The sequence below is a fragment of the Pseudomonas sp. NPDC089407 genome (assembly GCF_044900445.1).
In the GTDB taxonomy this organism is placed as follows: Bacteria; Pseudomonadota; Gammaproteobacteria; order Pseudomonadales; family Pseudomonadaceae; genus Aquipseudomonas.
Genome location: NZ_JBJDNB010000001.1, coordinates 52,838 through 74,890, shown reverse-complemented (window position 1 = coordinate 74,890; position 22,053 = coordinate 52,838). Strand labels below are relative to the sequence as shown.

Annotated in this window: 30 protein-coding genes and 1 pseudogene; 12 read left to right on the top strand and 19 right to left on the bottom strand. The window is 60.9% G+C overall.

Annotated features, from left to right (window positions below; translation table 11 throughout):
- The first annotated feature begins 245 nt into the window (after window positions 1-245).
- Entirely contained in the window at window positions 246-455 is a 210-nt protein-coding gene (locus tag ACI2KG_RS00365; RefSeq protein WP_400615941.1) for a hypothetical protein, read from the top strand.
- 160 nt (window positions 456-615) lie between these two features.
- The gene (locus ACI2KG_RS00360) at window positions 616-915 is read left to right on the top strand and encodes a hypothetical protein (protein WP_404660323.1); all 300 of its coding nucleotides are present in this window, start codon (window positions 616-618) and stop codon (window positions 913-915) included.
- Between the two features lie 137 nt (window positions 916-1,052).
- Here ACI2KG_RS00360 and arsH read toward each other — a convergent pair whose 3' ends face one another.
- Genes arsH through ACI2KG_RS00340 form a run of 4 tightly spaced genes read right to left on the bottom strand, consistent with a single transcriptional unit; the run spans window position 1,053 to window position 3,917 of the window.
- The gene (arsH, locus tag ACI2KG_RS00355; protein ID WP_404660322.1) at window positions 1,053-1,754 is read right to left on the bottom strand and encodes an arsenical resistance protein ArsH; all 702 of its coding nucleotides are present in this window, start codon (window positions 1,752-1,754) and stop codon (window positions 1,053-1,055) included.
- Between the two features lie 12 nt (window positions 1,755-1,766).
- Window positions 1,767-2,237: an arsenate reductase ArsC gene (locus ACI2KG_RS00350; RefSeq protein ID WP_404660321.1), complete on the bottom strand. Its 471-nt coding sequence runs from the start codon at window positions 2,235-2,237 to the stop codon at window positions 1,767-1,769.
- 27 nt (window positions 2,238-2,264) lie between these two features.
- Window positions 2,265-3,548 carry an arsenic transporter gene (locus ACI2KG_RS00345; RefSeq protein ID WP_404660320.1) on the bottom strand — a complete coding sequence of 428 codons (1,284 nt, stop codon included), beginning with the start codon at window positions 3,546-3,548 and terminating at the stop codon, window positions 2,265-2,267.
- Window positions 3,549-3,569: 21 nt separating this feature from the next.
- The gene (locus ACI2KG_RS00340) at window positions 3,570-3,917 is read right to left on the bottom strand and encodes a metalloregulator ArsR/SmtB family transcription factor (RefSeq protein ID WP_404660319.1); all 348 of its coding nucleotides are present in this window, start codon (window positions 3,915-3,917) and stop codon (window positions 3,570-3,572) included.
- A 221-nt stretch (window positions 3,918-4,138) separates the two neighbouring features.
- Between ACI2KG_RS00340 and ACI2KG_RS00335 the strand changes: the two genes are divergently transcribed.
- A complete protein-coding gene (locus tag ACI2KG_RS00335; protein WP_404660318.1) occupies window positions 4,139-4,366 on the top strand; it encodes a hypothetical protein in 228 nt (75 codons plus the stop codon).
- 784 nt (window positions 4,367-5,150) lie between these two features.
- On the opposite strand, the gene ACI2KG_RS00330 is transcribed toward ACI2KG_RS00335, so the two are convergent.
- Entirely contained in the window at window positions 5,151-5,480 is a 330-nt protein-coding gene (locus tag ACI2KG_RS00330) for a hypothetical protein (protein ID WP_400615928.1), read from the bottom strand.
- Between the two features lie 891 nt (window positions 5,481-6,371).
- Here ACI2KG_RS00330 and ACI2KG_RS00325 point away from each other — a divergent pair.
- Both ACI2KG_RS00325 and ACI2KG_RS00320 read left to right on the top strand, forming a co-directional pair.
- Window positions 6,372-6,740, top strand: a complete 369-nt coding sequence (locus ACI2KG_RS00325) for a hypothetical protein (RefSeq protein WP_404660317.1) — start codon at window positions 6,372-6,374, stop codon at window positions 6,738-6,740.
- A gap of 153 nt (window positions 6,741-6,893) precedes the next feature.
- A complete protein-coding gene (locus tag ACI2KG_RS00320; RefSeq protein ID WP_404660316.1) occupies window positions 6,894-7,202 on the top strand; it encodes a hypothetical protein in 309 nt (102 codons plus the stop codon).
- Here ACI2KG_RS00320 and ACI2KG_RS00315 read toward each other — a convergent pair.
- From ACI2KG_RS00315 to ACI2KG_RS00305, 3 genes are all read right to left on the bottom strand, one after another.
- Window positions 7,189-7,425 (bottom strand): hypothetical protein, encoded by a 237-nt coding sequence (locus ACI2KG_RS00315; RefSeq protein ID WP_404660315.1) that lies wholly within the window; start codon window positions 7,423-7,425, stop codon window positions 7,189-7,191. The two genes, ACI2KG_RS00320 and ACI2KG_RS00315, sit on opposite strands and share 14 nt — an antisense overlap.
- Before the next feature lie 143 nt (window positions 7,426-7,568).
- On the bottom strand, window positions 7,569-7,760 hold the full coding sequence (locus ACI2KG_RS00310) for a hypothetical protein (RefSeq protein WP_404660314.1): 192 nt from the start codon (window positions 7,758-7,760) through the stop codon (window positions 7,569-7,571).
- A gap of 113 nt (window positions 7,761-7,873) precedes the next feature.
- Window positions 7,874-8,188, bottom strand: a complete 315-nt coding sequence (locus ACI2KG_RS00305; RefSeq protein WP_404660313.1) for a hypothetical protein — start codon at window positions 8,186-8,188, stop codon at window positions 7,874-7,876.
- A 261-nt stretch (window positions 8,189-8,449) separates the two neighbouring features.
- Between ACI2KG_RS00305 and ACI2KG_RS00300 the strand changes: the two genes are divergently transcribed.
- Window positions 8,450-8,806 (top strand): hypothetical protein, encoded by a 357-nt coding sequence (locus tag ACI2KG_RS00300; RefSeq protein WP_404660312.1) that lies wholly within the window; start codon window positions 8,450-8,452, stop codon window positions 8,804-8,806.
- Between the two features lie 102 nt (window positions 8,807-8,908).
- Here the strand turns inward: ACI2KG_RS00300 and ACI2KG_RS00295 are convergent, their stop codons facing one another.
- A complete protein-coding gene (locus ACI2KG_RS00295; RefSeq protein WP_404660311.1) occupies window positions 8,909-10,144 on the bottom strand; it encodes an NADH:flavin oxidoreductase/NADH oxidase family protein in 1,236 nt (411 codons plus the stop codon).
- 270 nt (window positions 10,145-10,414) lie between these two features.
- Between ACI2KG_RS00295 and ACI2KG_RS00290 the strand changes: the two genes are divergently transcribed.
- On the top strand, window positions 10,415-10,840 hold the full coding sequence (locus ACI2KG_RS00290) for a MerR family transcriptional regulator (protein WP_404660310.1): 426 nt from the start codon (window positions 10,415-10,417) through the stop codon (window positions 10,838-10,840).
- Window positions 10,841-10,982: 142 nt separating this feature from the next.
- Here ACI2KG_RS00290 and ACI2KG_RS00285 read toward each other — a convergent pair whose 3' ends face one another.
- Window positions 10,983-11,183 carry a hypothetical protein gene (locus tag ACI2KG_RS00285; RefSeq protein WP_404660309.1) on the bottom strand — a complete coding sequence of 67 codons (201 nt, stop codon included), beginning with the start codon at window positions 11,181-11,183 and terminating at the stop codon, window positions 10,983-10,985.
- Window positions 11,184-11,247: 64 nt separating this feature from the next.
- The gene (locus tag ACI2KG_RS00280) at window positions 11,248-11,418 is read right to left on the bottom strand and encodes a hypothetical protein (RefSeq protein WP_404660308.1); all 171 of its coding nucleotides are present in this window, start codon (window positions 11,416-11,418) and stop codon (window positions 11,248-11,250) included.
- A gap of 139 nt (window positions 11,419-11,557) precedes the next feature.
- On the opposite strand from ACI2KG_RS00280, the pseudogene ACI2KG_RS00275 reads away from it, so the two are divergent.
- From ACI2KG_RS00275 to ACI2KG_RS00265, 3 genes and pseudogenes are all read left to right on the top strand, one after another.
- Window positions 11,558-11,719 (top strand): annotated as a pseudogene (locus tag ACI2KG_RS00275) (fatty acid--CoA ligase); the annotation flags it as partial.
- Window positions 11,720-12,005: 286 nt separating this feature from the next.
- Window positions 12,006-12,806, top strand: a complete 801-nt coding sequence (locus tag ACI2KG_RS00270; protein WP_404660307.1) for a lipopolysaccharide biosynthesis protein — start codon at window positions 12,006-12,008, stop codon at window positions 12,804-12,806.
- A 71-nt stretch (window positions 12,807-12,877) separates the two neighbouring features.
- On the top strand, window positions 12,878-13,378 hold the full coding sequence (locus tag ACI2KG_RS00265; RefSeq protein WP_404660306.1) for a methylated-DNA--[protein]-cysteine S-methyltransferase: 501 nt from the start codon (window positions 12,878-12,880) through the stop codon (window positions 13,376-13,378).
- 4 nt (window positions 13,379-13,382) lie between these two features.
- On the opposite strand, the gene ACI2KG_RS00260 is transcribed toward ACI2KG_RS00265, so the two are convergent.
- On the bottom strand, window positions 13,383-13,625 hold the full coding sequence (locus ACI2KG_RS00260) for a hypothetical protein (protein WP_404660305.1): 243 nt from the start codon (window positions 13,623-13,625) through the stop codon (window positions 13,383-13,385).
- The gene (locus tag ACI2KG_RS00255; RefSeq protein WP_404660304.1) at window positions 13,622-14,359 is read right to left on the bottom strand and encodes a carbon-nitrogen hydrolase family protein; all 738 of its coding nucleotides are present in this window, start codon (window positions 14,357-14,359) and stop codon (window positions 13,622-13,624) included. The genes ACI2KG_RS00260 and ACI2KG_RS00255 overlap by 4 nt, the downstream gene beginning before the upstream one ends.
- Window positions 14,360-14,569: 210 nt before the next feature.
- On the opposite strand from ACI2KG_RS00255, the gene ACI2KG_RS00250 reads away from it, so the two are divergent.
- Window positions 14,570-15,301, top strand: a complete 732-nt coding sequence (locus ACI2KG_RS00250; protein WP_404660303.1) for a metallophosphoesterase — start codon at window positions 14,570-14,572, stop codon at window positions 15,299-15,301.
- Here ACI2KG_RS00250 and ACI2KG_RS00245 read toward each other — a convergent pair.
- On the bottom strand, window positions 15,249-15,863 hold the full coding sequence (locus tag ACI2KG_RS00245) for a LysE family translocator (protein WP_404660302.1): 615 nt from the start codon (window positions 15,861-15,863) through the stop codon (window positions 15,249-15,251). The genes ACI2KG_RS00250 and ACI2KG_RS00245 overlap by 53 nt on opposite strands.
- 228 nt (window positions 15,864-16,091) lie before the next feature.
- Entirely contained in the window at window positions 16,092-16,901 is an 810-nt protein-coding gene (locus tag ACI2KG_RS00240; RefSeq protein ID WP_404660301.1) for an AraC family transcriptional regulator, read from the bottom strand.
- A 132-nt stretch (window positions 16,902-17,033) separates the two neighbouring features.
- Between ACI2KG_RS00240 and ACI2KG_RS00235 the strand changes: the two genes are divergently transcribed.
- Window positions 17,034-17,657, top strand: coding sequence for a LysE family translocator (locus ACI2KG_RS00235; RefSeq protein ID WP_404660300.1), 624 nt, complete (start codon window positions 17,034-17,036; stop codon window positions 17,655-17,657).
- Here ACI2KG_RS00235 and ACI2KG_RS00230 read toward each other — a convergent pair.
- The 4 genes from ACI2KG_RS00230 to hbdH form a co-directional block, all read right to left on the bottom strand.
- On the bottom strand, window positions 17,654-20,086 hold the full coding sequence (locus ACI2KG_RS00230; RefSeq protein ID WP_404660299.1) for an autotransporter outer membrane beta-barrel domain-containing protein: 2,433 nt from the start codon (window positions 20,084-20,086) through the stop codon (window positions 17,654-17,656). The genes ACI2KG_RS00235 and ACI2KG_RS00230 overlap by 4 nt on opposite strands.
- A 133-nt stretch (window positions 20,087-20,219) precedes the next feature.
- Window positions 20,220-20,495 (bottom strand): peptidylprolyl isomerase, encoded by a 276-nt coding sequence (locus tag ACI2KG_RS00225; RefSeq protein WP_404660298.1) that lies wholly within the window; start codon window positions 20,493-20,495, stop codon window positions 20,220-20,222.
- Between the two features lie 230 nt (window positions 20,496-20,725).
- Window positions 20,726-21,205, bottom strand: a complete 480-nt coding sequence (gene eco, locus ACI2KG_RS00220) for a serine protease inhibitor ecotin (protein ID WP_201207465.1) — start codon at window positions 21,203-21,205, stop codon at window positions 20,726-20,728.
- Window positions 21,206-21,260: 55 nt separating this feature from the next.
- A complete protein-coding gene (gene hbdH, locus ACI2KG_RS00215) occupies window positions 21,261-22,031 on the bottom strand; it encodes a 3-hydroxybutyrate dehydrogenase (RefSeq protein WP_404660297.1) in 771 nt (256 codons plus the stop codon).
- Between the last annotated feature and the right edge of the window lie 22 nt (window positions 22,032-22,053).

The window sequence follows — 22,053 nt, the reverse complement described above, 5'->3', positions numbered from 1 at the left end:
TTGCAGTAGATGGCGTCTGGGTGCGTAGCTCGGAAGATCTGCCCGCCCATGTCGTCGCCGTATTGGCCCTCCAAGGCTCGCGGAGCAGAATCGGGCGTTTCTTTGCTTGACACATAGCTTCGCCTCGCCGCCATTCGGCGGACAATTCATGATTGAGGGGATAGGAGGGAACTTAGGCAGGTCCACTGGGCAGAGGCTACCTGGAAGTGGCCCCCCCTTGCTGTGCGAAGTTGAAAGGTAGAACGATGCCGGAAAGTGAAAAAAGATACCGCGCGTACAAGTTACTGCGAGAACTCGACACGCTGACCTCGGACACCATGAATCAAGTTGCCTATGGCCGACTTGGTGGGCCTGACTGGAAGGCGACCTGCGATGCACACCGTGCAGCGTTTGAGCAGTGGATCGAATTCGCCGAGTCACTTTCGAATCGAAGCGAGGCGAATGAAGGAAAATAGAGCGCTGTTGGCGAAAACTTATACATGGCGTCATTTTCTGTATAAGTCTCAAATGGCCAGTTGTCGCTTCGGTTAGGTTTTTTGATCTACGGCACTTGAAAGTTAATTTGCGGGTCGTACATTCCACCTTCTATGGATAAAGAATCTTGGAGGAGGGGTCATGCGAGTTCGTGGAAATGTGTTCTGGGATTGGGCAGACCCACAACTTCACCACCGTGCCCATGACGAAACACTGGACGACGGCACGCACGTTGATGTTCAGGTCAGGCTTTCTCGGACAGGCCAAACGCAGCTGTTTATAGGGGTGTATGCCCCTCAGGGCATGGCGCTGCACGAAGAAACATTCGATTCACGACCCGGCGAATCGATGACTCGGGCCCTGGCCTGGGGTGTTGGCCGGGCGCGCCGGATAGCTACTGAAGGCGTGCCCGCCGCCATACCCAAAGCGTCTGTTGGGTAGACTTGCCGTTCACTCTGGCTGGCTCTGGGTCGGAGACTGAGCCAGCCCCTGGCCGCCGCTTTATCGCGGCAGTGAATAGACGGAAGAGGGGTTACCGCTGGATCGAGTAGTTTTGTACTTCAAAGCACATGTGTGCCTCAGATTGAGCGCTGATTTACTCGGACGGAAAGCTGCTCGGCGCTTTCTTTGCGTTCCGAATAACGATCCACTAGAAACTGCTGGCGATCACGTAACAACAGGGTGAACTTCACCAGTTCTTCCATAACGTCTACCACGCGATCGTAATACGCCGACGGCTTCATGCGGCCTGCGTTGTCGAACTCCTGATAGGCCTTGGGGACCGACGACTGGTTGGGGATAGCGAACATGCGCATCCAGCGGCCCAATACCCGCAGTTGGTTGACTACGTTGAACGACTGCGAGCCGCCGCAGACCTGCATCACCGCCAGTGTCTTGCCCTGTGTGGGGCGCACGGCGCCAAGCGCCAGGGGTACCCAGTCGATCTGCGCCTTGAACACGGCGGACATTGCGCCGTGACGCTCCGGCGAGCACCAGACCTGGCCTTCCGACCACTGCACCAGATCACGCAGTTCCTGCACTTTGGGATGCTCCACCGGCACGTCGTCAGGTAGCGGAAGGCCAGAAGGATTGAATAGGCGCGTCTCGGCGCCGAAGTGCTCCAGCAGGCGCGCTGCTTCTTCCACCAGCAGGCGGCTGAAGGAGCGCTCGCGGGTCGATCCGTATAGCAAAAGGATGCGCGGCTTGTGCTCGCTGGTAGGGGTTGCCGCTGTCGGTAGGTCGAACAGCGAAAGATCGAGGTTGGGCAGTTGATCGGACATGTTTCCTCCTGCTCAGAGAGCGCCGATGCGATCCAGCTCGCGTTTGAGTTCGTCGCGGCCAAGGGTGTCGAAGGGAAGAGCGAAGAACGCCCGGCAGCGTAACTCGATGTGTGCCAGCGTGGCGCGGAATGCAGCCTCGACCGACATCTGGTCAGCCACGACATCGGACGGATCCTCTAGCCCCCAGTGCGATTTCAATGCAGGGCCGAAATACACCGGGCACGCTTCTCCGGCAGCCTTGTCGCAAACGGTAATGACGATGTCCGGAGGGCATCCCTCGAACGCGTCATTGCCCTTGCTGCTCAACCCATCGGTCGTGATGCCGGCATGCTGCAAGGTGGTCAGGCTGCGAGGCAACACTTGGCCCTTCGGAAAACTGCCGGAACTGACGGCTTCAAATCCGTGAGGCGCCAGGTGATTGAACATGGCCTCGGAAAGGATGCTGCGGCAGCTGTTGGCCGTGCACATGAACAGGACTCGCATGGGGGCTCCTCCGCTTCGTAGCGGATCTCAAAGGCTCAGGCGCAATGCCAGGGCCGAAAGGGTGATCAACAGAACTGGCAACGTCAGTAGGATGCCGACCCTGAAGTAGTACCCCCAGGTGATGCGCATGCCTTTGCGCTCCAGCACGTGCAGCCACAGCAGCGTGGCGAGGCTACCGATGGGGGTGATTTTCGGGCCGAGGTCGCAGCCGATGACGTTGGCGTAGATCATCACCTCACGCACTAGCCCTTGCGCCTCGCTGGCCTGGATCGACAAGGCGCCGACCAGCACACTGGGCATGTTGTTCATTACCGAGGACAGCAATGCAGCAATCAACCCGGTGCCGATGGCGGCACTCCACAGCCCTTGTTGCGCAAGGCGATCCAGCAGGTGGGTCAGCATGTCGGTAAGGCCGGCATTCTTTAGTCCGTAGACCACCAGGTACATGCCAACAGAGAAGATCACTACCTGCCAGGGCGCTTCGCGCAGTACCCGGCGGGTCGAGATGCGATGCCCGCGAGCGGCGACGGCAAGGAGGATCGCCGCACAGGCTGCAGCTACCGCACTGATCGGGATACCCAGTGGTTCCAGGGCAAACAGGCCGATCAACAGCACCAGCAGCACCCCGCCACCGACATTGAAGGTCGCTCGGTCGTGAATCGCCTCGCTTGGCACTCTCAAGGCCGCGACCGTGTACTGCCTCGGGATGTCACGGCGGAAGAACAGGAATAGCACCACCAGGGTTGCGGCCACGCTGGCGAAATTGACCGGCACCATCACCGAGGCATACTCGCTGAAACCCAGCCTGAAGTAGTCGGCCGAGACGATGTTCACCAGGTTGGAGACTACCAGCGGCAGGCTCGCCGTGTCAGCGATGAAGCCGGCAGCCATGACGAAGGCCAACGTCGCGGCAGGAGAGAAACGCAGCGCGAGAAGCATCGACATGACGATGGGCGTGAGGATCAGTGCCGCACCATCGTTGGCGAACAGCGCCGACACGGCAGCACCGAGCAGCACGCAGAAGGCGAACAAGCGGTAGCCGCTGCCGTTTGCACAGCGCGCCACATGCAACGCGGCCCATTCGAAGAAACCGGCCTCGTCCAGCAGCAGGCTGATGATGATGACGGCGATGAAAGTGGCGGTGGCATTCCAGACTATGGCCCACACGGTCGGGATGTCGTGCAGCGAAACGGCACCCGCCGCCAAGGCGATGAAGGCACCGAGCGCGGCACTCCATCCAACGCCGAGCCCCTTCGGCTGCCAGATGACCAAAGTGAGGGTTAAAATAAAGACGGCAATTGCGACCAGCACGAAGACCTCGCTTGATAGTGGTCAGCAGCAGGCAGCGTCACGGACGGGGCGGCCGTCCATGTTTTGCAGCCGAAGCGAGTTATCTGCCAACCACTGCGAGTTGGCGTTCAAGGTCACCTGCAGCATTTCGTGCACCCAGGCGGGAAGCTCCGGGTTAAGGCGGTAGTACACCCACTGACCCTGTCGACGGTCCAACAGCATGCCATTGCTGCGCAGCAGCGCGAGGTGACGGCTTATCTTGGGTTGGCTGTCGTTCAGCGCGCACATCAGTTCGCAGACACATAGCTCACCCAGGCTTGCGATCAGCAGGGTGGCGCGAGCACGGGTCTCGTCGGATAGGCTCTTGAATACATCGGGCGGGGTAATCATGGCTGCACCCATACATACGGAAAGTCGAATATACGAATGTTCATATGTTTAATGCAAGCACACAGTGGTTGGGTGCTTTTATGCCTCGGTCTTGAAAACCGTTAAGCCCACCTCGTTAGCTTTCGTTTGAAGGGGCGTCGTCAACCTCATGATGGTCATAGTGGCAATGTGATGCCATTTGAGCTATTGGTTGTAATCCCATCCCAACGAGTTGAGTCCCGATGGACCGCGAGCCAACGAACCACGAAGTCGCAGCCGTTATCGGAATTGGTGAGGACGAGGTCGATAAGTATCGCCAGGAAGCAGTGCTCCTCGGCGACGGATCCTGGCTTGTCCACTTTTCCTACGACATGCCGAGGGAGCTTCGGCACAGCTTCACCGGCAGCTTCACGGCCATCGTCGCGGAGCCAGTCGATGCCGGTGACCTGAGGACTACAGACCAGCACTGAACTTCTGATCAACCTCATAGCTCTGATCGATTCCCGCAAAGCAAAGGGCTAGGCGGCTTCTCAGAGACCGGGTCATGTTTTCGGATGAGTTCTATGTGGCATACGTGGTAGCGGAGGTTGTCCTGGTGGTTGTTGCCTTTGCCGTCGGCGTTCATCTGACAGAGCGGTAGCACCCTATTGCGGTGCTGCGAAGGTTCAGACTGGAGCCTTATCGCCATAGTCCGCCCGCTCGTCGAGCCTTTGGCACTTCATACCAAGCCAGATTTCCCAATCGTATGCGCAGATATCCTGCGCCTCACATGGGAAAACTGTCATGGCGATCGACCACAATGGCCCAGACGCTGCGTACCCAGGACCCGATGAACGAGCACCGGATAAAGGACACGCTCATGGGGCCGGTTTGGAAGAAACGGCTTCGGAGCCTAAGCAGGGCGTCGGCGAGGCATGGTCAGAGAAGCGGCCTGAGGATTGGAATCCTCCTCCTGGCAACCCAGGCTCCGACCAAGACTCACAAGTTCCACGGGATAACGGCTCTGCTCGTACTGAGGAGGTTGGAGCGCCTGATCCAACAGAGACCGGTGGTGAGGTCCCGCTGGCATCGGACGACGATGCTCCGATCGAGGAAGAGATGAAAGATGTGGATGCCAACAACTCGGTGTCCAGTGAACATCCCGAACCTCGGTGAGTTTTGTTTCCTGCCGACCGGCCGGGCGGGCGGTCGTGGCTCCGATGAGGATCTACTAATGAACGCAGAGGACGGAGTTGGCCGCCCTCTGCCATTGTTCTAGACCTTGTATTGAATGGTGTAGGACGCATCGGTTCTTGGTTCAATGGAGATAGGAATGCCGAAAAGCTTCCCTCGACAATCACTGACAATGCAGCGATATATCGTTCCCTGCCGGAGCTGGGCCCACAAGCCTTCGTCATGTATCGCTATGCGCAACACATGGTTGTTCGGATCGTCTCTTACCTGAGCCACGTGGTGGTCCAGGTCGCACCCGAATTCAGCATTGGTTAGCTCTGGATCGTAGCCGATCAGCACGCCGTGCCTTTTCAGGTCATCTCTAATACGCTCAATCACGTCGTCCGCTTCTTGTTTTAGCATGATCGTCATCTCGCGGTGCTTGTACTCATCTGAATACTAGCCGACCTTGATGATTTCTGTTGTGCATCGACGTAAACGTCCGGCAGGCGGTCATCGTTTCGCTGCGGTGGTATCCTGCACCGCTTACCAGGCAAGGAAAGCGGTAATGAGATGCTAGGTAGGCCTGGCATGTACATGCTGTTCAGCGCTTGGCCGGCCGAGCTTCACGACAAGCGCTGACGCGCTGGCAGCAAAATTTCGTAAATAGGATGACCCAAAGCCCGACGCGCTGTTGGTTTTTTATTATTGTTCGGCAGGGCCATTATTCAAGATGTACCGATTGTTGCGAATCACCAAAAAGAAACGCTCCAGAATTATACGGAAGTGGTTTGTCTATTTCGCTATTGCCGGGTTTGCGGGCAATTACAACAGGCTGCTCGAACAGGTGTCTCTCGGTAAGCCCTGGCACTTGATCAAGGGGGTGGCGGCTTACCTTTTGGCTTCCTGATACTCGCGAGGCGGAAGGCGCAAGACTGCAAAGTTAACCTATCGACAACCACGCCAAGGTAAAGCTGGAACGGTAATTGCTGTGATCCGGAGACATTGACCCTGCGGAGTACGCAAAAATGACTCAGGATGACCGCTACTACATGATTTTCAGCGTGGTTGCCGTGCTGACACTGGATTTGGCAGCCACCTTCGTGTTCCTCAATTTCATCGGCTGACCCCGGTTCTGGGGCAAGACGTACGCGGCATCGGGGCAACTGCCAGTGCGTCAGAAATACGGCATTAACGGCATATAGCAAACTAAACTAATGTCCGTTTGTCATTGGGCAGTAACATAGGCCAATGAAAACCAGAAAGGGCAGGCTACCTGGCACTATTTTACCTGTTTTCCAGGGGGCAGCAGGAGCGTGTCGCGTGAAAAGCTCAACGTCGCTAGCAGGCGCAATACTGGTGTCAGGGTTTGCCTCTTTGCTCTTGGCAGGTTGTGCACATGACCCCGATGTGCGTGACAGCCATGACGCTACCTCTGGTACTACCGCGAAAAGCCCACCCGCCTATCTGGGGTGCGTCAAAGGCGAACTGCAAGGCACTGTTAAAACCTACGAAGTCGCGGGTGACAACTCGGTCAAGCTGTTCATCGAAAGTACCGACCCCGACAAGGCAGATGGGCTTGTCGAATTACGGGGCACGGGCACCCAGCATCAGTTCACGGCCTATCAACGGGATGCCTGGTATGACCATGGCAGGCTGCTGGATGCCGCACTGATGTGCTCAAAAGCATGATTATCTAACCCCGGACCACAAAAGGCCTGCCGTCGAGAGCGGGCTTTGTGTTCGGGCGGCGAAAGCGAATTTTGCATTTGCCGGCCTCGCCCGCAATAATCCGCGCATTTGAATGGAGAACAGCGGGTGGAAGCAAGAAGCGTTGTCCCCGAAATGTTCATCGGGATCCCGACGCATTTCTGGGTATTGCCGGTTGCCGGGTTGGTGGCCTATTACGGCCTGAAGTGGTCTGCCAGGCTCAGTCACCGCGCAACGTTGCTGCAAGCCTCGACGTACCTGTTGCTGCTGGCATTGGCTGTGATGCCCAACGGTATTTATGCCTTGTTCCCGCCGGCGCCCGACCCGGACGTGTTACTGAATCACGCGCCGCTGCCCAACTATGCCGGGCGCTTTTATCTGGATGCGTTTTACGTTTTCACTGGCTGGGCGCTGAGCAAAGTGGTGAAGCTCAAGTTGCGCTGAACCCGCGCGATGGAACGGTAATATCGTCGATTCGCGCAGCGACAATACGCAACTCGTCCGCTACCCCATCAATGGATTTGATGTGCGCCGCCACATCGATATCGGCCTGCGAGCTGCCGCGCGCCTCCAGGAACCTGGCGTGGCCGCTCATGGCCTGGCTGAGCTGATCCAGGTGGTCGGCCGTTCTGACCAGGTCTGACTTGATGGTGTGGAGCGTTTCCATGGCGTAGAGGCCTTCCTTGTCTGTTGCTGCTGCGAGCTTATGAGCATCGCTGCTTAGGCGGCTGGAACGCAACAGGTTTGTGGAGGGCGAGTGGTTGCCCAGGCTCCGTAGAACCTGGGTATTTACCGTTGAGGGCGAAGATTTCAGTCTTTCTCGTGCACCCGCAGCACGGAACCCATAGCATCCGTTTCCAGCAGCTTGATACCGTCTACCTGCTGTTCGGCCAGCGCCACATCGGCGGTGCGACAGATGCTTGTGCACTTTTCCGGTTCGATGAACGTGACGGGTTTACCGTTCTGATAGAAAATCTGCGTCTTGCCAGCTTTCTTTTGCATGCTCTGTAACCCCTGAGGAGTGATGGTGTAAGGCCCATTGGCATAGACACTTTCCCAGTCTCCAGTTTTACAGGCTACTGGCAGAAATATCAGGTGCGGCTCTTCAATGCTGCTCAGGCTTCGTCCAACAACCGTTCGGGGTTGAAAAAGAACGAAGCCACCATCACAGCCGTGATCACGCCGCATGCATCGGCAATGAACAACAGCAGCGCGCTGGTATCACCAGGCGCCAGGTGGTTGCCCAAGGCGAAGTCCACACCATGAGGCAATGCGGCAATAAACAGCAGCGCGGCGGCCAGCAGGCCCGAAAGCAGCTTCAGGTAGGCCCTGCCGAACGCCAGGCTAAAGGCCCAGAACACGAAAATGCAGAGCACGGCCAAGCCGGTTGCGGTTGCGTATTGGGCGATTAGTTCCAACCACCAGAGCATGGGATCCTCCTGAGCGAAGCGTGCACTGATCGGTGTAAGTGAGTGGGGCAAGTCGCCTGTTGTCGCGGCCTGTTGCTCATCAGAAGCAGGGCAGATTGAATTCGTTCCCTGAGTGCCAGCAAATAATTAATGTCGTACTGCTGTAGTAAATCTGTCGACTTGTCATTTTGCTGTCGGGGAGATATCGGCAGTGTGTCAATCGCGCCAGGCGCCTGCATCAAGACCTTGGTTGATTAGTCACTCGGAATGCGCTTCGCTAGAATGCAGCGTATCCCTACTGGCCAATTGAAAATGCCTACTTTTCGTATTTTGATCGTTTCTGCGTTAGTCTCCAGCCTTGCCGGTTGCGCAACCCCCGGCAACCCCACAGCCAGCAAGCTGACCCCAAAAACGCCACAGGAGTACGCGGCCTGCGTCCTGCCCAAATGGCAGGCGGTAGCACCACAGGCTACGCAAAAATCGATTGCTCACGGTTACCGGCTGACAGCGTCCAGTGCCGTGGCCAGTGATGATGTGCTGGACGTGGTCGATTCCCGCGAGGGCAGCCGCGCGACGTTCTACAAGGGCAGCTTCCTGTCTGGCGACAAGCTGCGCCAGGCTGCCAAGGAATGCCTGTAGCGGCTTTAGCCGCGCACACCGGCGCAGCCGGTGCCCTTTGCACTGCGTCGGATTTTCGCGGGCGTGCCCGTTCCCACAGAGGGCACGGAGCGCCTGTCTGCATTAGCCCGCCCGGCTTTTCATCATGCGCCTGTACTGCCTGACCCGCAGTAACGTGCAGCCTTGCTCCAGCAACAATGCGCGCAACGGCGACGCATGCGCCTTGGGCCGGTTGCCCGCCGCCAGCCGACGCATCTGCAGCTTGACCAGCGCCATGTAGGCCAACGCCGCAAAGGACTTGCGCTTCCAGCGTATCGGTTGCAGCTCGGCTGTGGCAGCCGCCTCGCCGTTGCGCCACCGCTGGGGCAGGGCAGGCTCTACAGCCAGTGCCGTGGCGATCCCGGCCATGGCCACGCCACTGGCGAGTACCTGCTCGACCACCGGTAGGCGACGAATGCCGCCGGTGACCATCACCGGCATTTTCGCGATGGCCGCAATGTCCTGAGCAAACTCCAGGAAGTAGGCCTCACGGGCAAGGGTGCGACCATCGCGGGCATCGCCCTGCATGGCCGGCGCCTCATAGCTGCCACCCGACAGTTCCACCAGGTCTACTGGCAATTCGTTCAGCCACAGCACCACTTGGCGGGCCTGCTCAGGCTCGAAGCCGCCGCGCTGGAAGTCCGCCGAGTTCAGCTTCACTGCCACGGCAAAACCTGGCGAAACCACCTCGCGTACAGCCTTGACCACCTCCAGTAATAGCCGGGCGCGGTTTGCCAGGCTGCCACCCCAGCGGTCCTGGCGCTGATTGCTCAACGGCGACAGGAACTGGCTCAGCAGGTAGCCGTGCGCGGCGTGGATCTGCACGCCACTGAAGCCCGCTTCTTCGGCGAGCGCAGCCGTGCGCGCGAAGCGCTGGATCAAGGCCGTGATCTCGGCTTCGGTTAGCGCCTTGGGTAGCGCAAACAGCCTGGACAAGCCGCCCATGTCCAGGGCGACGGCCGAAGGGGCGACGGTGGGCTGGCCCAGGTTGGCCTGCATCTGCCGCCCAGGGTGGTTGATCTGCATCCAGAACTGCGCGCCGTGGGCACGGCCGACACGCGCCCAGTCGCGAAAGCGTTGCAGCGGCTGGCTGGCGTCGAGCATTACGCCGCCCGGGCCGGTCATGGCACTGGGGTCGATCATCACATTGCCGGTCAATAACAAGCCGGCGCCACCCTCGGCCCAGGCCTGGTACAGGCGCAGCAACTGGTCGGACGGGGTCTGGTCCGGGTTGGCCAGGTTTTCTTCCATCGCCGCCTTGGCGATGCGGTTTGGAATGACACTGCCATTGGGCAGGGGCAGAGGCTGAAACGGCGTCATGGCGATCTCCGAATAAGGGCTACCACGCATCGGTTGCTGCACGCGTGGGCTAGGTTTTGTACGAAAACAGCCTGCGCGACGATCATGCTGCGTTGAAAACAGGCTCGGAATGCTCATTTGCAACCAGCAAAGTCGGGCGCGACCCCGGCCGTTCCTCGCCTGTTTTCGCCTTGCCTGATCGCCGCTCGGCGACTTTTCGTACAAACCCTAGGTTCGCGAGAAGGCTAAGGTTAAAGTCAACTTGAAGGTCAATAGGGGAATGCCACCGGAATGAAAATTGGTGAACTGGCACAACGTACAGGGCTTAGCGCATCGCGAATCCGCTTTTATGAAGCTAGCGGGCTGATTGCCGCCCGTCGCCTGGGCAATGGTTACCGGGATTACCCGGAGCACGTGGTGCGCGCGCTGGAGATCATTACCTGTGGCCAGCAGGCGGGGTTCAGCCTGGAGGAAATGCGCAACCTTACGGATGCCGCCGGGGCGGCGGAGGGAGGGCACGGTTTGTTGCTGGCGAGCCTTAAGCGCAAGGTCGCGGAGATTGAGGCGATGCAGCAGCGGCTGGCACAGAACCGGGCCCAGTTACTGGCAGTGATTGCCGGTATTGAAGGCAAACCGCAGGGGATGAATTGCGAGGAAAACGCGCGACGGTTAGTTGCCGGTTGGCAGGAGGGCGAGGTCAACGCCACGAACACATGACGTTGTGGGCGCCTTTGTTGCTCAACTTCAAAGGCGCGCACCGTCCCTGTGGGAGCGGCTTCAGCCGCGAACACCGGCAAAGCCGGTGCCATAAACTACGTCAGCTTCTCCGCGGGTGAACCCGCTCCCACAGAGTGAGCAGCTATTCACCTCGCCTGTTCATCTGCTCACACTGCACCTGCGCATCCGTCCGGCTGGGGTAGCTCGGCTTGAGCCGCTCCTTGGCCTGATTGTCGTAAATGTCAAAGCCACCACAAACCGTAGCGGCGTAATAGCGGCTACCGACGCGGAAGGACTCCTTTTCTATGGGCACTGCGGGAACGATAACGAATCTTGTTTGCATGCTTCGTGCCTCCCCAGGCAGAGACCTAAGTATTAGTCCTGTCTTTGATAGGCATCAAGCAGGCTCATGAATAATTGATGGCTTTTCGCCCTTTGTTGCGACGAATGACGTTGCATATCCAGCGCTTTCCGCAACGATAGGGCGTGCGGATAAAAGTCAGCTCTGCAACGCGTTGTGCGCCTTGCGCCCGCAGTGCTTGGGCCAGTTGAGCGAGCGTCTCAGCTACGATGGTCATGATTCACCTCATCAAAATGGCTGCGTTCATAATTCTCGACCCAACCCACAAGGACGGGATTCAGTTCTATTCCGACTAGTCGGAAGGTCATAGGCGCAGTTGTCATCAAATGAAAACCTGCCGTCGTCCGATGCGAAGCAATTCGGTGGCGCTGGAAAACCTGATCAGCCATCACCCGTCCGTCGCCTCGGAGCCTGTGATCGGTATACCGGACCGCCAGTGGCGGGAACAACCTCTGGCCCTGGTGGTCTGTTGTGAGGGTGTGCAACTGGACCAACCAACATTGGCCAGGCACCTGCGCTGAACCTTGTAGGAGCGGCCTTGCCGGGGCGCCGGACCGGTCGGATGGGCTGCAAAGCAGCCCCAAGGTTTCAGCGCAGATGCACAGATTGCCGGGGCTGCGCTGCAGCTCAATCGCAAGGCCGCTCCTACACGTCAGGTGCATGTTTTGAGACGGAGACGAAACCCGCCAAACAAAGGACTGGCGATTGACTAAAGTTCAGATGAGTAAAGTTAGGTAAAAGCGGCCGCGAGGTATACACGGATCAGTATTGTGGCTTGAACTGTCCAGTCCAAAGAAGCCATTGATGAACACACTTTCGTCGCAGCCGAGTGCTGAACGCGGGGCGTTCTCCAGTTTCGGGGCGTGTCGCAACACCCAGCAGGGCCCGGTGGTGATTCTTGCCTCCGGCGCCTCTGCCAGGCATTTCCCGTTGGCAGAGTTTGCCCATCTGCCCGTCATCGCCATGAACGGCTCGGTCGCCATGACCGCCGAACATGGCATCAAACCGTTCTTCTACGTGTGTACCGACAGGAGCTTCCGCCAGCAACAGCCGGACTTTTTCGCCACCGCCGTGCGCGACAGCGAACGCCTGGCATTATGGCCCGAGCAGTATGCCGGTGCCGATGTGCCGGTCGGCACCGAGCGTTATGCCTTGCACAAGGCCGACACACCGGGCCTGCTCGACGGTTTGCGCGGCCATGGTGACAGTTGCGTGTGCAACCGCGCGTTGTGGAGCAAGCGCAGCCGCTCGATTGCCTTCAGCAAAGACTTGGCCCATGGCTTTTTCGATGCCCGCACGGTCGCGTATGTGGCGTTGCAGCTGGCCTATCACCTGGGTTTTGAAGAAGTGCTGCTGGTCGGGGTAGACCTCGACCAGAGCGTCGGGCGATTCTATGAGAATGGTCAGGGCCAGTGCTCGCCGTGCGGGCTCGACCAGCACTGGGACAGCCGTATACTGCCGTCGCTGACGCTGATGGCCCGCGAAGTGGTCAATGAGCACTTCCATGTCTACAACCTGTCGGCGACTTCGCGCATCCCGGTCGAGCTGATTCCCAAGGTCAACCTCAGCCAGGCACGACGCATAGCTGGCTGCGCAATTAACTGAGCAGGAAAGCGGATGCAGGCGAGACTGTGGATGCGTACAGTGGCGTTTAACGCAACTGCAGGAGCCCGCTGATGTCCAGCGCATTCACTTTCATGCAATCGCCCGTCGGCACCCTGACCCTGGTGGCCCGTGGCGATTGTTTGGCCGCCGTGCTGTGGGAAGAGGAACGAGAGAACCGTGTACGCCTGGGCGCGCTGCACCGCGACGACCAGTGCCCGGTATTGCTGGAAACCGCTCGCCAGTTGGGTGAGTACTTCGCCGGCAAGCGCCAGCGTTTCGAGTTGGCGCTGGACTTTGTCGGTACTGGGTTCCAGCGCCAGGTGTGGGCCGCTCTGCTGGCGATACCGTTTGGCGAAACCCGCAGCTACCGCGACATCGCCCGGCAGATCGGCAACCCCAGTGCGGTGCGTGCGGTGGGCGCCGCCAATGGCCGCAACCCGATCTCGATCATCGCCCCCTGCCACCGGGTCATCGGCGCTTCGGGCAGCCTGACCGGGTTCGCCGGCGGGCTGGCGGCCAAACAGTACCTGCTGGCGCTGGAAGGCCGGCAGAGTCTGGCGCTGGATTTGTAAGGCGTCAGCCGAACCCGCTGACGACCAGGCAAGCCACAACCGCCAACACCGAGCCGGCCATCAGGGTGTAGTGCCGCTGAGCCCGTCGTGCAGCCTGGCTGACCTCGCGCAGGTACTCGCCGGGCGTCGGCGCCTCGGGTCGGTGACGCAGGCCTTCGGCCACATCCGCCAACTGGCCACGGATGAGCAGGCCAACCACGTAGTAGGTGCAGGCATAACTGAGCAGCGCGAGGAACAGATAAGTCATGCCGTGGCCAGGGGGAGAGCCTTGGCGCTGGCATTGCCAGTGTCCAGCAAGATCAGCCCCTCGCTGTGATCATCCAGGCTGGCCAGCAAGTGGCCCTGGCTGTCCCAGGCGGCAGAGCCACCAGCGCCGATGAACGTGTCGGCCGGCCCCACACAGTTGGCCAGCAGTACCGGCATGCCCAGCTCGCGGGCTACCTCAGGGTAGTGCGTGTAGCCTTCACGAATGCCTTTGGCGGTTTTCGCCACGCTGACCAGGTACAGGTCGGCGCCATGCTCGCGGGCTGCAGCGGCATGCGCCATGAACATCGACTCAAAGCAGATGGCGGGTGCTATGCGGTGTTCGCCCAACGGCAAAAGCAAGGCCTGGTCACCCGGGGTGAACCATGGCAGTTCATCTTCGTGCAGGCGCCGCTTGGCATAGGCCTGGCGCGGTGCCCCAGGGCTGAAGATCGGCATGCCGATGCGTATACCGTCAGGCGTTGGCAGTGGCAGGCCTGCGGCCACGGTGATACCCAGCCGGTCACAGGCGGCCTGCAGCGGGTCCAGCCGTGTGGAGGTGACGGGCAGGGCTGCCTGGCGTGCCACGCTGGGTTCATAACCGGTCAGCGACAATTCCGGGAACACCACCAGTTCGGCGCCAAGGGCAGCCGCCTGTTCGATACAGGCCAGGTGGCGCTGCAGGCTGCCTGGCACATCGCCCTTGAACGACGCCAGTTCTACGGCGCAAAGCTTCATGTGGACCCTTCCCTGGTAAAGGTTTAAACGCCGAGCATACCCTTGCCAGCTGCTCCTCCACCAGTGAAGGGATTTTTTACCCGGGCAAGGTGACGAAACGCTGCTCGATCACCGCGACCCGGGCAGCTTGTGCCATGCTGTCCGGGTACAGCCTCATACGCGCGGCGCGCATGAAGGCAGTAATGCATGGGCCAGCAGAGGAAGTTTGCAATGGCACGGTTTCGCCGGCTGATGGCCAACCTGCGGGGGCGGGACCTGGCCGTTGGCGATATCCATGGGCACTTCCAGCGCCTGCAGCAATGCCTGGATGCGGTGGGGTTCGACCCGGCCGTGGACCGCCTGTTCAGCGTGGGTGACCTGGTCGACCGCGGGCCGGACAACGAGGCGGCGCTGCAATGGCTGGCGCAGCCTTGGTTCCATGCCGTGCAAGGTAATCATGAAGCGCTGGCAATTACTCGCGTACGTGGCGGGCGGCTTGATCTGGAGATGTACCGCGCCGCCGGTGGCAGCTGGTTTCTCGACCTGCCACGGGCCGAGCAACTGCGCTATGTGGAGCGCTTCGAGCAGTTGCCGATTGCGATCGAGGTTGAAAGTGCAGCGGGGCTGGTCGGTCTGTTGCATGCCGACAGCCCGTTTGCCGATTGGGCGGTACTGCGCGACTGGCTGGAGCTGGAACTGGACCACGACCCCAAGGTGCGGGAAGTGTGCCAGTGGTCGCGGCGGCGGCTGAAAGTGGGTGATACCGAGCCGGTGCAAGGCCTGCGTGCCTTGCTGGTGGGCCACACCCCCGTGCTGGAGGCCAAGCTGCTGGGCAATGTCTGGCACCTGGACACCGGGGGCTGGGCCAGCGGCCACTTTACCTTGATGGACATGCGCAGCCTTAAGCTGCTCAGCCCCGGGCCAGGTGCAACAGCAATGCCGCCGCCAGCAGCACCAGCATGAGCCCGGAGGCCCGTTCCAGCCAGGGCAGGCTGCGGGCGAAACGCCGCAATACCCGTTGGTTGCCGATGGCCATGGCCACCAGCAGGTCCCACAACAGCACGGCACTGAACATCCACAGCGCGTAGGTGGCTTTCCAGCCGACGCTGGCACTGGCGACCATGCTGGCCAGGCTGGCGTAGAACAGCGCGTTCTTGGGGTTCAGGACGCCGGACAAAAAACCCATGGCCAAGCATCGCCACCAGCCGTCAACGGCCTGCTCGCCAGCGACGCCCCCCAAGCGGGTTTGCCCGGCATGGCGCAGGAACAGTGTGCCGATGTACAGCAGGTAGCCGGCGCCGGCCATTTGCAGGCCGGTGAACAGCGGGCTGCCTTCCTGCAGCACTGAAAGCCCGGTGAAGGCCATGGCGATGAACGCACCATTGGCCAGCGCGATGCCCAGGCACACGCCGCTGGCGATGCGCCAGCCGCTGTTGACCGAAGTGCGCGCGACCAGGAAGAAGTCCGGGCCGGGCGAGAGCAGGGCAAGGAAGTGAGCGAGGGCGATGATCAGGAATTGTTGCATGGTGCGGGCGGCTCTGCGGGGAAAACCGCAGTCTGCTGGCGGGCGGGTTGGGCGTATTGAACAATATTGCAAATACCAGAAGCTGACGCGGTCCCGTGTAGGAGCGGCCTTGTGTCGCGATGGGCTGCGAAGCAGCCCCGACGATCTCCGCTGCGAAGCTGAGAATTTGGGGCTGCTTCTCAGCCCATCGCGACGCAAGGCCGCTCCTACAAGGGACCGCGCAAATCTTCAATCGCCCCGATACTGCCCCGGCGTCACCCCCACATGCGCCTTGAACACCCGCTGAAAATGGCTCTGGTCGGCAAACCCGAGCCGGTACGCCACCTCTGCCAGCGCATGCCCTTCACCCAGCAACTGCCGCCCTCGGTTGACCCGCGCGTTCAGCAGGTAGGCATGCGGGGTAAACCCGGTAGCCGCGCGAAATGCCCGGATCAACTGATAGCGCCCAAGCCCGGCTTCCCGCGCCAGTAACTCCAGGCTCAACTGCGCCGGGTCCTGGCCTTCGACCTGTGCGATCAGCCTGCTCAAGGCTGTGTCCGGCAAACCCGGTGCTGGCGTCAGCGGCGGCTGCGCGCCAACGTCCAGGTCGCCAAGAAAGGCGATCAGCGCTGCATCTTTTTCACAGGTGCTGGCGCTGGAAAACAGCACGCGGTTCAGCTCGCAGAATTGCGCATACACCTGCGGCGCCCGGCAGATGCGCGCCGGCTCGCCAGCCCCCGCACCGCCCAGCCCCGACTCCTGTCGCACGTGCGTCAGCCAGTCGGCATCCACATGCAGCATCTGGTAGCTCCAGGCTTGCCCGGGGGCGGGGTTGCAGGCATGCAGGCGATGGGCCGGGACCATCACCAGCGTGCCGGGTGTCAACCGCGCCTGCCCGTCGGCAGCACCGCTGAAAAGGCTGAAGCCGGCATCCACTGCACCAATGGAAAACGTCGGGTGGCTGTGGGCCTTGTAGCAAGCGCGGCTGTGGCAGGCGCGGCGGCTTTCGACATGCGGCAGCGCCGGGTCGCGCCACAGCACGGCGTGAGAAGAAGGCATCAGGGTGGTCCTCGGTATCCTCGCGAGGGTAACAGTTGTCACGCACCCGTACAGTTTTTATCGCTGGCTGTAACTTGACCGCAAGGCCCTGCACACGCCGAAATAGACGCCTGTTGCCCGAGGAAAACAAGAATGGACTTTTCCAGCCTGCTGCTCTTCATCCCCGCCTGCTTCGCCCTGAACATGGCTCCGGGGCCGAACAACCTGCTGTCGCTGCACAACGCCAGCCGCTATGGCCTGCGCACCGCCTGTGTGGCAGGCGGCGGGCGCATCCTGGCCTTCAGCGGCATGATCGCCCTGGCGGCCATGGGCCTGGCCGTGGTGCTGCACACCAGCGAATACCTGTTCCTGGCGATCAAGGTAGTGGGCGCCGTGTACCTGTTCTACATCGCTTGGCAACTGTGGCGTGCCCCAGTGGGTGAGGCCGTGGTGGCCAGCGACCACCCGCGCGGCACCTGGCGGCTGGCACGCCAGGAGTTTTGGGTGGCAGCCGGCAACCCCAAGGCCATCCTTATCTTCACCGCCTTCCTGCCGCAGTTCGTCTCGGTGGGCAGCGCTACGCCGGTGAGCGAGCAGTTCCTTTGGCTGGGCGGGTTGTTCCTGCTGCTGGAGTGGGCGGCCATTGCCATCTATTCGGGCCTGGGTGCCTACATGCAGCGCTGGTTCAGCCAGCCCGGCCCGCGGCGCCTGTTCAACCGGGTCAGCGCCTCCCTGCTGGGCTGCGCCGGCCTCGGTCTGCTGGCTGCACGCCGCTAGAACTGCCAGCGCACGCCCAGGTTCACGCCGCTGGCTTCCTGCTGGCGGCTGTCCAGGTTGGTGGTGTACTGCACGCCGCCATGCAGGCTTAAAGCTTTGCTGACCTGCGCCACCAGGCCGCTTTCCAGTTGCACCGAGGTGTAGCGGTAGTCGGTCTTGATCTTGTCGACGCCGTCGAAGGTCAAGGTGTCGCGGCCACCGTCGCCGTGCCACAGGTTGAGCTGCGCATAGGGCTGTAACAGGCGGTTGCTGCTGCCTTTGAACGCACCCTCCAGGCGTACCCCCAAGCGGCCGGTCAGTTCGACCTGAGCATCGTAGCCGACGTGCGAGACACTGTCGTTGGCGCTGTCCAGCGAGACCTTCTGCGCGATCAGTTGGGCTTGTGGCTCCAGGGTCCAGCGCTCGGACAGGGCGATCGGGTAACCGGACTCCAGCGAAGCGGTCCAGGCGTGGCCGTCGATGTTCAGTTTGTCGCCACGGTCGGAGCGCGCCCGGCCATCGAGGCTGGTGTACTGCAGCACGGCATCCAGGTAGGCGCCTTGAGGGCCGACCAGCGTCCAGTAGGTACCGACGCTGTCGCCATCGAGTTTCAGGTCACCGACGCTGCGGTTTTGCACGGCCAGGGCGAAGCCTTTGACGTCGGCGTCCTGGCGGCTATGGCCGACGTAGAAGCCGACATGCTGGCGATAACCGTTGTCACCAACCATGGCGTACAGGTCCTGGCCGACCTTGAAGCCATACAGGTCGCCATCCAGGCTCGGGCTGACCGTGCCGCTCCATTGCTGGCGCAGCGCGCCGCCGTAGGCCTGGCCCCAACTGGCAGGCAGGCCACCTTTACCCTGGAGCAATTGCTGGTCGCCTTGGCGCTGGTGGAACGTGCCCAGTGCCTGGCGGGCGATGATCGCGGCACCCCGCGGTATTGCGGCATACACCGGCACTTCTGGGCGATACAGCGGCAGGCTTTCGCCTTGCACCGGTGCCGGCAGGTCGACCTGGCCGGGTGCAGGGGCGGCGACCGGTGGGGTGGCGGCTGGCGCGATCACGGGTGGCTCGCCCGGCTCTGTTGGCTGTGTCGGCTCGCCTGGCGCCGGCACTGGGGCCGGCGCGGGTGGTGCGACCAGCGTCGAACGTAGGTACCAGCTGTTTTCGCTGCCCGCTGTTACACCGCCTTTGAACAGCCGGTAGTCGTAGGCCCCCACCGAAAGCGTCTGGGGCTGGATGAAGGCGGTGCTGGTACTGGTCGCGCCGTTTTGTGCTTCAACGACCAGGATGCCGTTTTGGGTAGTCGCCGCACCCGTACCTTCGAGGTTGTTGATGAGTAATTTGGTAGAGCCGCCGATGGCTCCACGGCTGACCACCAAGCGGTCGGAGGGAGCGTGATCGCCGGCCAGCTCGCTGTTCAGGAGTAGGGTACCGTTGTTGCCGGTGTAGTTGCCCTGGATAGTCAGACTGCCGTTGGCATGCTTACCCCTGAGATCGATGATGCCAGCGTTTACCACCGACGCCTTGTTGCCATCCTGGATGCTGACGATACCGCCTTGCCGACTGAATAGTGTGCTGGTCGCATCAATGTTCAGGGTGCCCGTACCCGTCGCGGCGATTGCTCGTGGTTGATCGGTACCCAGGTCGCCCAATGTCAAGGTGTCGTCGAGAGTGAGCTGGCTGCCCTTGTTCAGGCTGATGGACTCCCAATTGACATACAGGGCGCCTTTGCCCAGCTTGGCCTGTTCGAATGTCAGAGTGTCGGTCCCGGTACCGCCGTCGAGGGCAACGCTTGAGTTGCTCAAGTCGAACGTACTGACAGTGGCGGTATCATCGCCATTGCCCATGTCGACCCGTTCGCCGATCTGGCCACCGGTCCAGGTAAACACGTCGTTATCGTTACCGGCCCTTATCTCGCCTTTGAGGGTACCGCCGCTGATGGTGATCTTGTCGACGCCGCTGCTGGTGCTGATATCCCCACCGATGGTGCCGCCAGTCACGATGATCGTGTCATTGCCAAGGCCGCTGACCACGTTACCAATAACGGTTGTTTGGGTACCCGTTGTCTTGGTGTCCTCGGACATTTCAAAGAAGTTATCGGCAAGCTTGAGGTCTACCCGGCCAATGCTGCCACCTTTGAACCACGCTGTATCACCATCTTCAAAAGCGCCCGTGATGGTACCCCCTGTCATAGTGAATGTGTCCATGTGGCCGCCTTGGTTCAATGACCCTAGCGTGCCGCCAGACATGGTGAACGTGTCCTCACCATCGCCTTGTTGTAATGACTGCACCGCACCCCCGTTGAGAATGAAGGTGTCAGCAGCCGACGTTTGCACGAGGGCACCCAGGTTCTCACCCGGTGAAACGGTCAGGGATTGGCCATGGGTTAGCAAAGGCAGGGTCAGCAGGGGGAATGCAACAGGCAGTAGCAAGCGGGGGCAGCGCATAGGCAGGTCTCCGTGTCCATTGAAAGGACCACTACCTGAAGCAACGCCAGTGCGGCGGCTTCGGCCCTGCCTGAGTTGTATGGATTGTGCGCAGAGGGGGCAACTGGCAAAAATGCTAGGTGGCCCAGGGCTATCAATCGCGATAGAAGGTTTGCACCAGGTGGTAACCGAATTTGCTCTTGATCGGGCCATGCACCACGCGCAGGGGCTTCTTGAATATCACCTGGTCAATGACGCCAACCATCTGCCCGGGGCGGACCTCGCCCAGGTCGCCGCCGCGTTTGCCCGAAGGGCAGGTAGAGAACTTTTTCGCCAGTACGTCGAAAGCTTCGCCGTTGGCGATGCGCTGCTTGAGCTTTTCGGCTTCGTCAGCGGTTTTGACCAGGATGTGGCGGGCTTGGGCTTTCATGGGGCGTACCTGTGCTTCGTGGGCAAAAAGGCGCGCATTATGCCTGAAGGCATTACCTGAAGGCGATTGCGCACTCCCTGTAGGAGCGGCCTTGCGTCGCGATGGGCCGCAAAGCGGCCCCAAATTTTCAGCTTCGCAGCCGAGATTGCCGGGGCCGTTGCACGGCCCATCGCGACGCAAGGCCGCTCCTACAGGGACCGCGCCAAGCTTCAGGCAGCAGGGGGGGCACGTTACTCTACTTTAGCCTTTTGCACGTCCTGCGACGCCGACCACACGCGGTAGCGCACCTCGACATCCTTGGGCACATACACCACCACAGGCAGCTTGCTGTTGTAACGCAGCATGAAGCCTTCACCCACCACCGGCACGAAGGCCTTGGTCTTCTTGCCGTCCGGGCAGGCCATCAGGGTGCTGGCCGGGCCGCTGACCTTGTCCAGGCGGTAGTAGTTATAACCCCAGCCTTCCAAGGTACGTTCCTCGAGTTTGCCGCCCAGGCGTTGGCGGTTGCAGTCCACCTGCAGGGTCTTGCCGGCGAGTATTTCCAGTTGATAGGCCGATTCGTCAGCCTGGGCCGGCAGGTGGATAACCTGCCGGGTGAAGCCTTTTTCGGCCTCGGGGTAGGGCGCGACGTCCTTCAAGCTGGCTGCTGATGCCTGCGCAGCGGCAGCCAGGGTCAGGGCCAGAATCGCGGTCATTGGGGTAGGGCGCATAAGGCCTCCTTGCAGATAAACGAATGCGAGACCACCACCAGGCCCAGACCGACCGTCACTGGGCCAACCAGCCACCATCAACATTCCAGGCGGCACCACGAACCTGGCTACCGGCCTCGCTACACAGGAATAGTACCAGCTCACCGAGGTGCTCGGGGGTAACGAAGGCCACCGAGGGTTGTTTCTCTGCCAGCAGATCGTGCTGCGCTTGCAGCGGATCGCCACCGTTGGCCGCACGATCGTCGATCTGTTTCTGCACCAGCGGGGTCAGCACCCAGCCGGGGCAGATGGCATTGCAGGTGACCTGGCTGGTAGCCGTTTCCAGGCCCACCACCTTGGTCAGGCCGACCACGCCATGCTTGGCCGCCACATAGGCCGCCTTGCCGGTAGAACCGACCAGGCCATGCACCGAAGCGATGTTTATGATCCGCCCCCAGTTGCGCGCACGCATGCCCGGCAGCGCCAGGCGCGTGCCATGGAACACCGCCGACAGGTTGAGGGCGATGATCTTGTCCCAGCTCTCGACCGGGAACTGCTCGACCGGCGCCACATGCTGGATACCAGCGTTGTTGACCAGAATGTCGACGCCACCGAACTCGCGATCAGCCAGGGCGAACAGCGCTTCGATCTGGGCTACGTCCGACAGATCGGCCGGGTGATGGATTACCTTCACCCCGTGCCGGGCAATCTCGGCCAGCGCTGGTGCGGGGTCGCCAAAGCCGTTGAGCACGATGTTGGCGCCCGCGCGGGCCAGTACCTGGGCAATGCCCAGGCCGATGCCGCTGGTGGAGCCGGTGACGAGTGCAGTCTTGCCGTTGAAGGTCATGTAATGCTCCTTAAAGGTTCAC

Coding starts and splice junctions, on each gene's coding strand:
- ACI2KG_RS00365 (WP_400615941.1), top strand. CDS start 246: ATGCCGGAAAGTGAAAAAAGATACCGCGCGTACAAGTTACTGCGAGAA.
- ACI2KG_RS00360 (WP_404660323.1), top strand. CDS start 616: ATGCGAGTTCGTGGAAATGTGTTCTGGGATTGGGCAGACCCACAACTT.
- arsH (WP_404660322.1), bottom strand. CDS start 1,754: ATGTCCGATCAACTGCCCAACCTCGATCTTTCGCTGTTCGACCTACCG.
- ACI2KG_RS00350 (WP_404660321.1), bottom strand. CDS start 2,237: ATGCGAGTCCTGTTCATGTGCACGGCCAACAGCTGCCGCAGCATCCTT.
- ACI2KG_RS00340 (WP_404660319.1), bottom strand. CDS start 3,917: ATGATTACCCCGCCCGATGTATTCAAGAGCCTATCCGACGAGACCCGT.
- ACI2KG_RS00335 (WP_404660318.1), top strand. CDS start 4,139: ATGGACCGCGAGCCAACGAACCACGAAGTCGCAGCCGTTATCGGAATT.
- ACI2KG_RS00330 (WP_400615928.1), bottom strand. CDS start 5,480: ATGACGATCATGCTAAAACAAGAAGCGGACGACGTGATTGAGCGTATT.
- ACI2KG_RS00320 (WP_404660316.1), top strand. CDS start 6,894: ATGTTCATCGGGATCCCGACGCATTTCTGGGTATTGCCGGTTGCCGGG.
- ACI2KG_RS00315 (WP_404660315.1), bottom strand. CDS start 7,425: ATGGAAACGCTCCACACCATCAAGTCAGACCTGGTCAGAACGGCCGAC.
- ACI2KG_RS00310 (WP_404660314.1), bottom strand. CDS start 7,760: ATGCAAAAGAAAGCTGGCAAGACGCAGATTTTCTATCAGAACGGTAAA.
- ACI2KG_RS00305 (WP_404660313.1), bottom strand. CDS start 8,188: ATGCTCTGGTGGTTGGAACTAATCGCCCAATACGCAACCGCAACCGGC.
- ACI2KG_RS00300 (WP_404660312.1), top strand. CDS start 8,450: ATGCAGCGTATCCCTACTGGCCAATTGAAAATGCCTACTTTTCGTATT.
- ACI2KG_RS00295 (WP_404660311.1), bottom strand. CDS start 10,144: ATGACGCCGTTTCAGCCTCTGCCCCTGCCCAATGGCAGTGTCATTCCA.
- ACI2KG_RS00290 (WP_404660310.1), top strand. CDS start 10,415: ATGAAAATTGGTGAACTGGCACAACGTACAGGGCTTAGCGCATCGCGA.
- ACI2KG_RS00285 (WP_404660309.1), bottom strand. CDS start 11,183: ATGCAAACAAGATTCGTTATCGTTCCCGCAGTGCCCATAGAAAAGGAG.
- ACI2KG_RS00280 (WP_404660308.1), bottom strand. CDS start 11,418: ATGACCATCGTAGCTGAGACGCTCGCTCAACTGGCCCAAGCACTGCGG.
- ACI2KG_RS00270 (WP_404660307.1), top strand. CDS start 12,006: ATGAACACACTTTCGTCGCAGCCGAGTGCTGAACGCGGGGCGTTCTCC.
- ACI2KG_RS00265 (WP_404660306.1), top strand. CDS start 12,878: ATGTCCAGCGCATTCACTTTCATGCAATCGCCCGTCGGCACCCTGACC.
- ACI2KG_RS00260 (WP_404660305.1), bottom strand. CDS start 13,625: ATGACTTATCTGTTCCTCGCGCTGCTCAGTTATGCCTGCACCTACTAC.
- ACI2KG_RS00255 (WP_404660304.1), bottom strand. CDS start 14,359: ATGAAGCTTTGCGCCGTAGAACTGGCGTCGTTCAAGGGCGATGTGCCA.
- ACI2KG_RS00250 (WP_404660303.1), top strand. CDS start 14,570: ATGGCACGGTTTCGCCGGCTGATGGCCAACCTGCGGGGGCGGGACCTG.
- ACI2KG_RS00245 (WP_404660302.1), bottom strand. CDS start 15,863: ATGCAACAATTCCTGATCATCGCCCTCGCTCACTTCCTTGCCCTGCTC.
- ACI2KG_RS00240 (WP_404660301.1), bottom strand. CDS start 16,901: ATGCCTTCTTCTCACGCCGTGCTGTGGCGCGACCCGGCGCTGCCGCAT.
- ACI2KG_RS00235 (WP_404660300.1), top strand. CDS start 17,034: ATGGACTTTTCCAGCCTGCTGCTCTTCATCCCCGCCTGCTTCGCCCTG.
- ACI2KG_RS00230 (WP_404660299.1), bottom strand. CDS start 20,086: ATGCGCTGCCCCCGCTTGCTACTGCCTGTTGCATTCCCCCTGCTGACC.
- ACI2KG_RS00225 (WP_404660298.1), bottom strand. CDS start 20,495: ATGAAAGCCCAAGCCCGCCACATCCTGGTCAAAACCGCTGACGAAGCC.
- eco (WP_201207465.1), bottom strand. CDS start 21,205: ATGCGCCCTACCCCAATGACCGCGATTCTGGCCCTGACCCTGGCTGCC.
- hbdH (WP_404660297.1), bottom strand. CDS start 22,031: ATGACCTTCAACGGCAAGACTGCACTCGTCACCGGCTCCACCAGCGGC.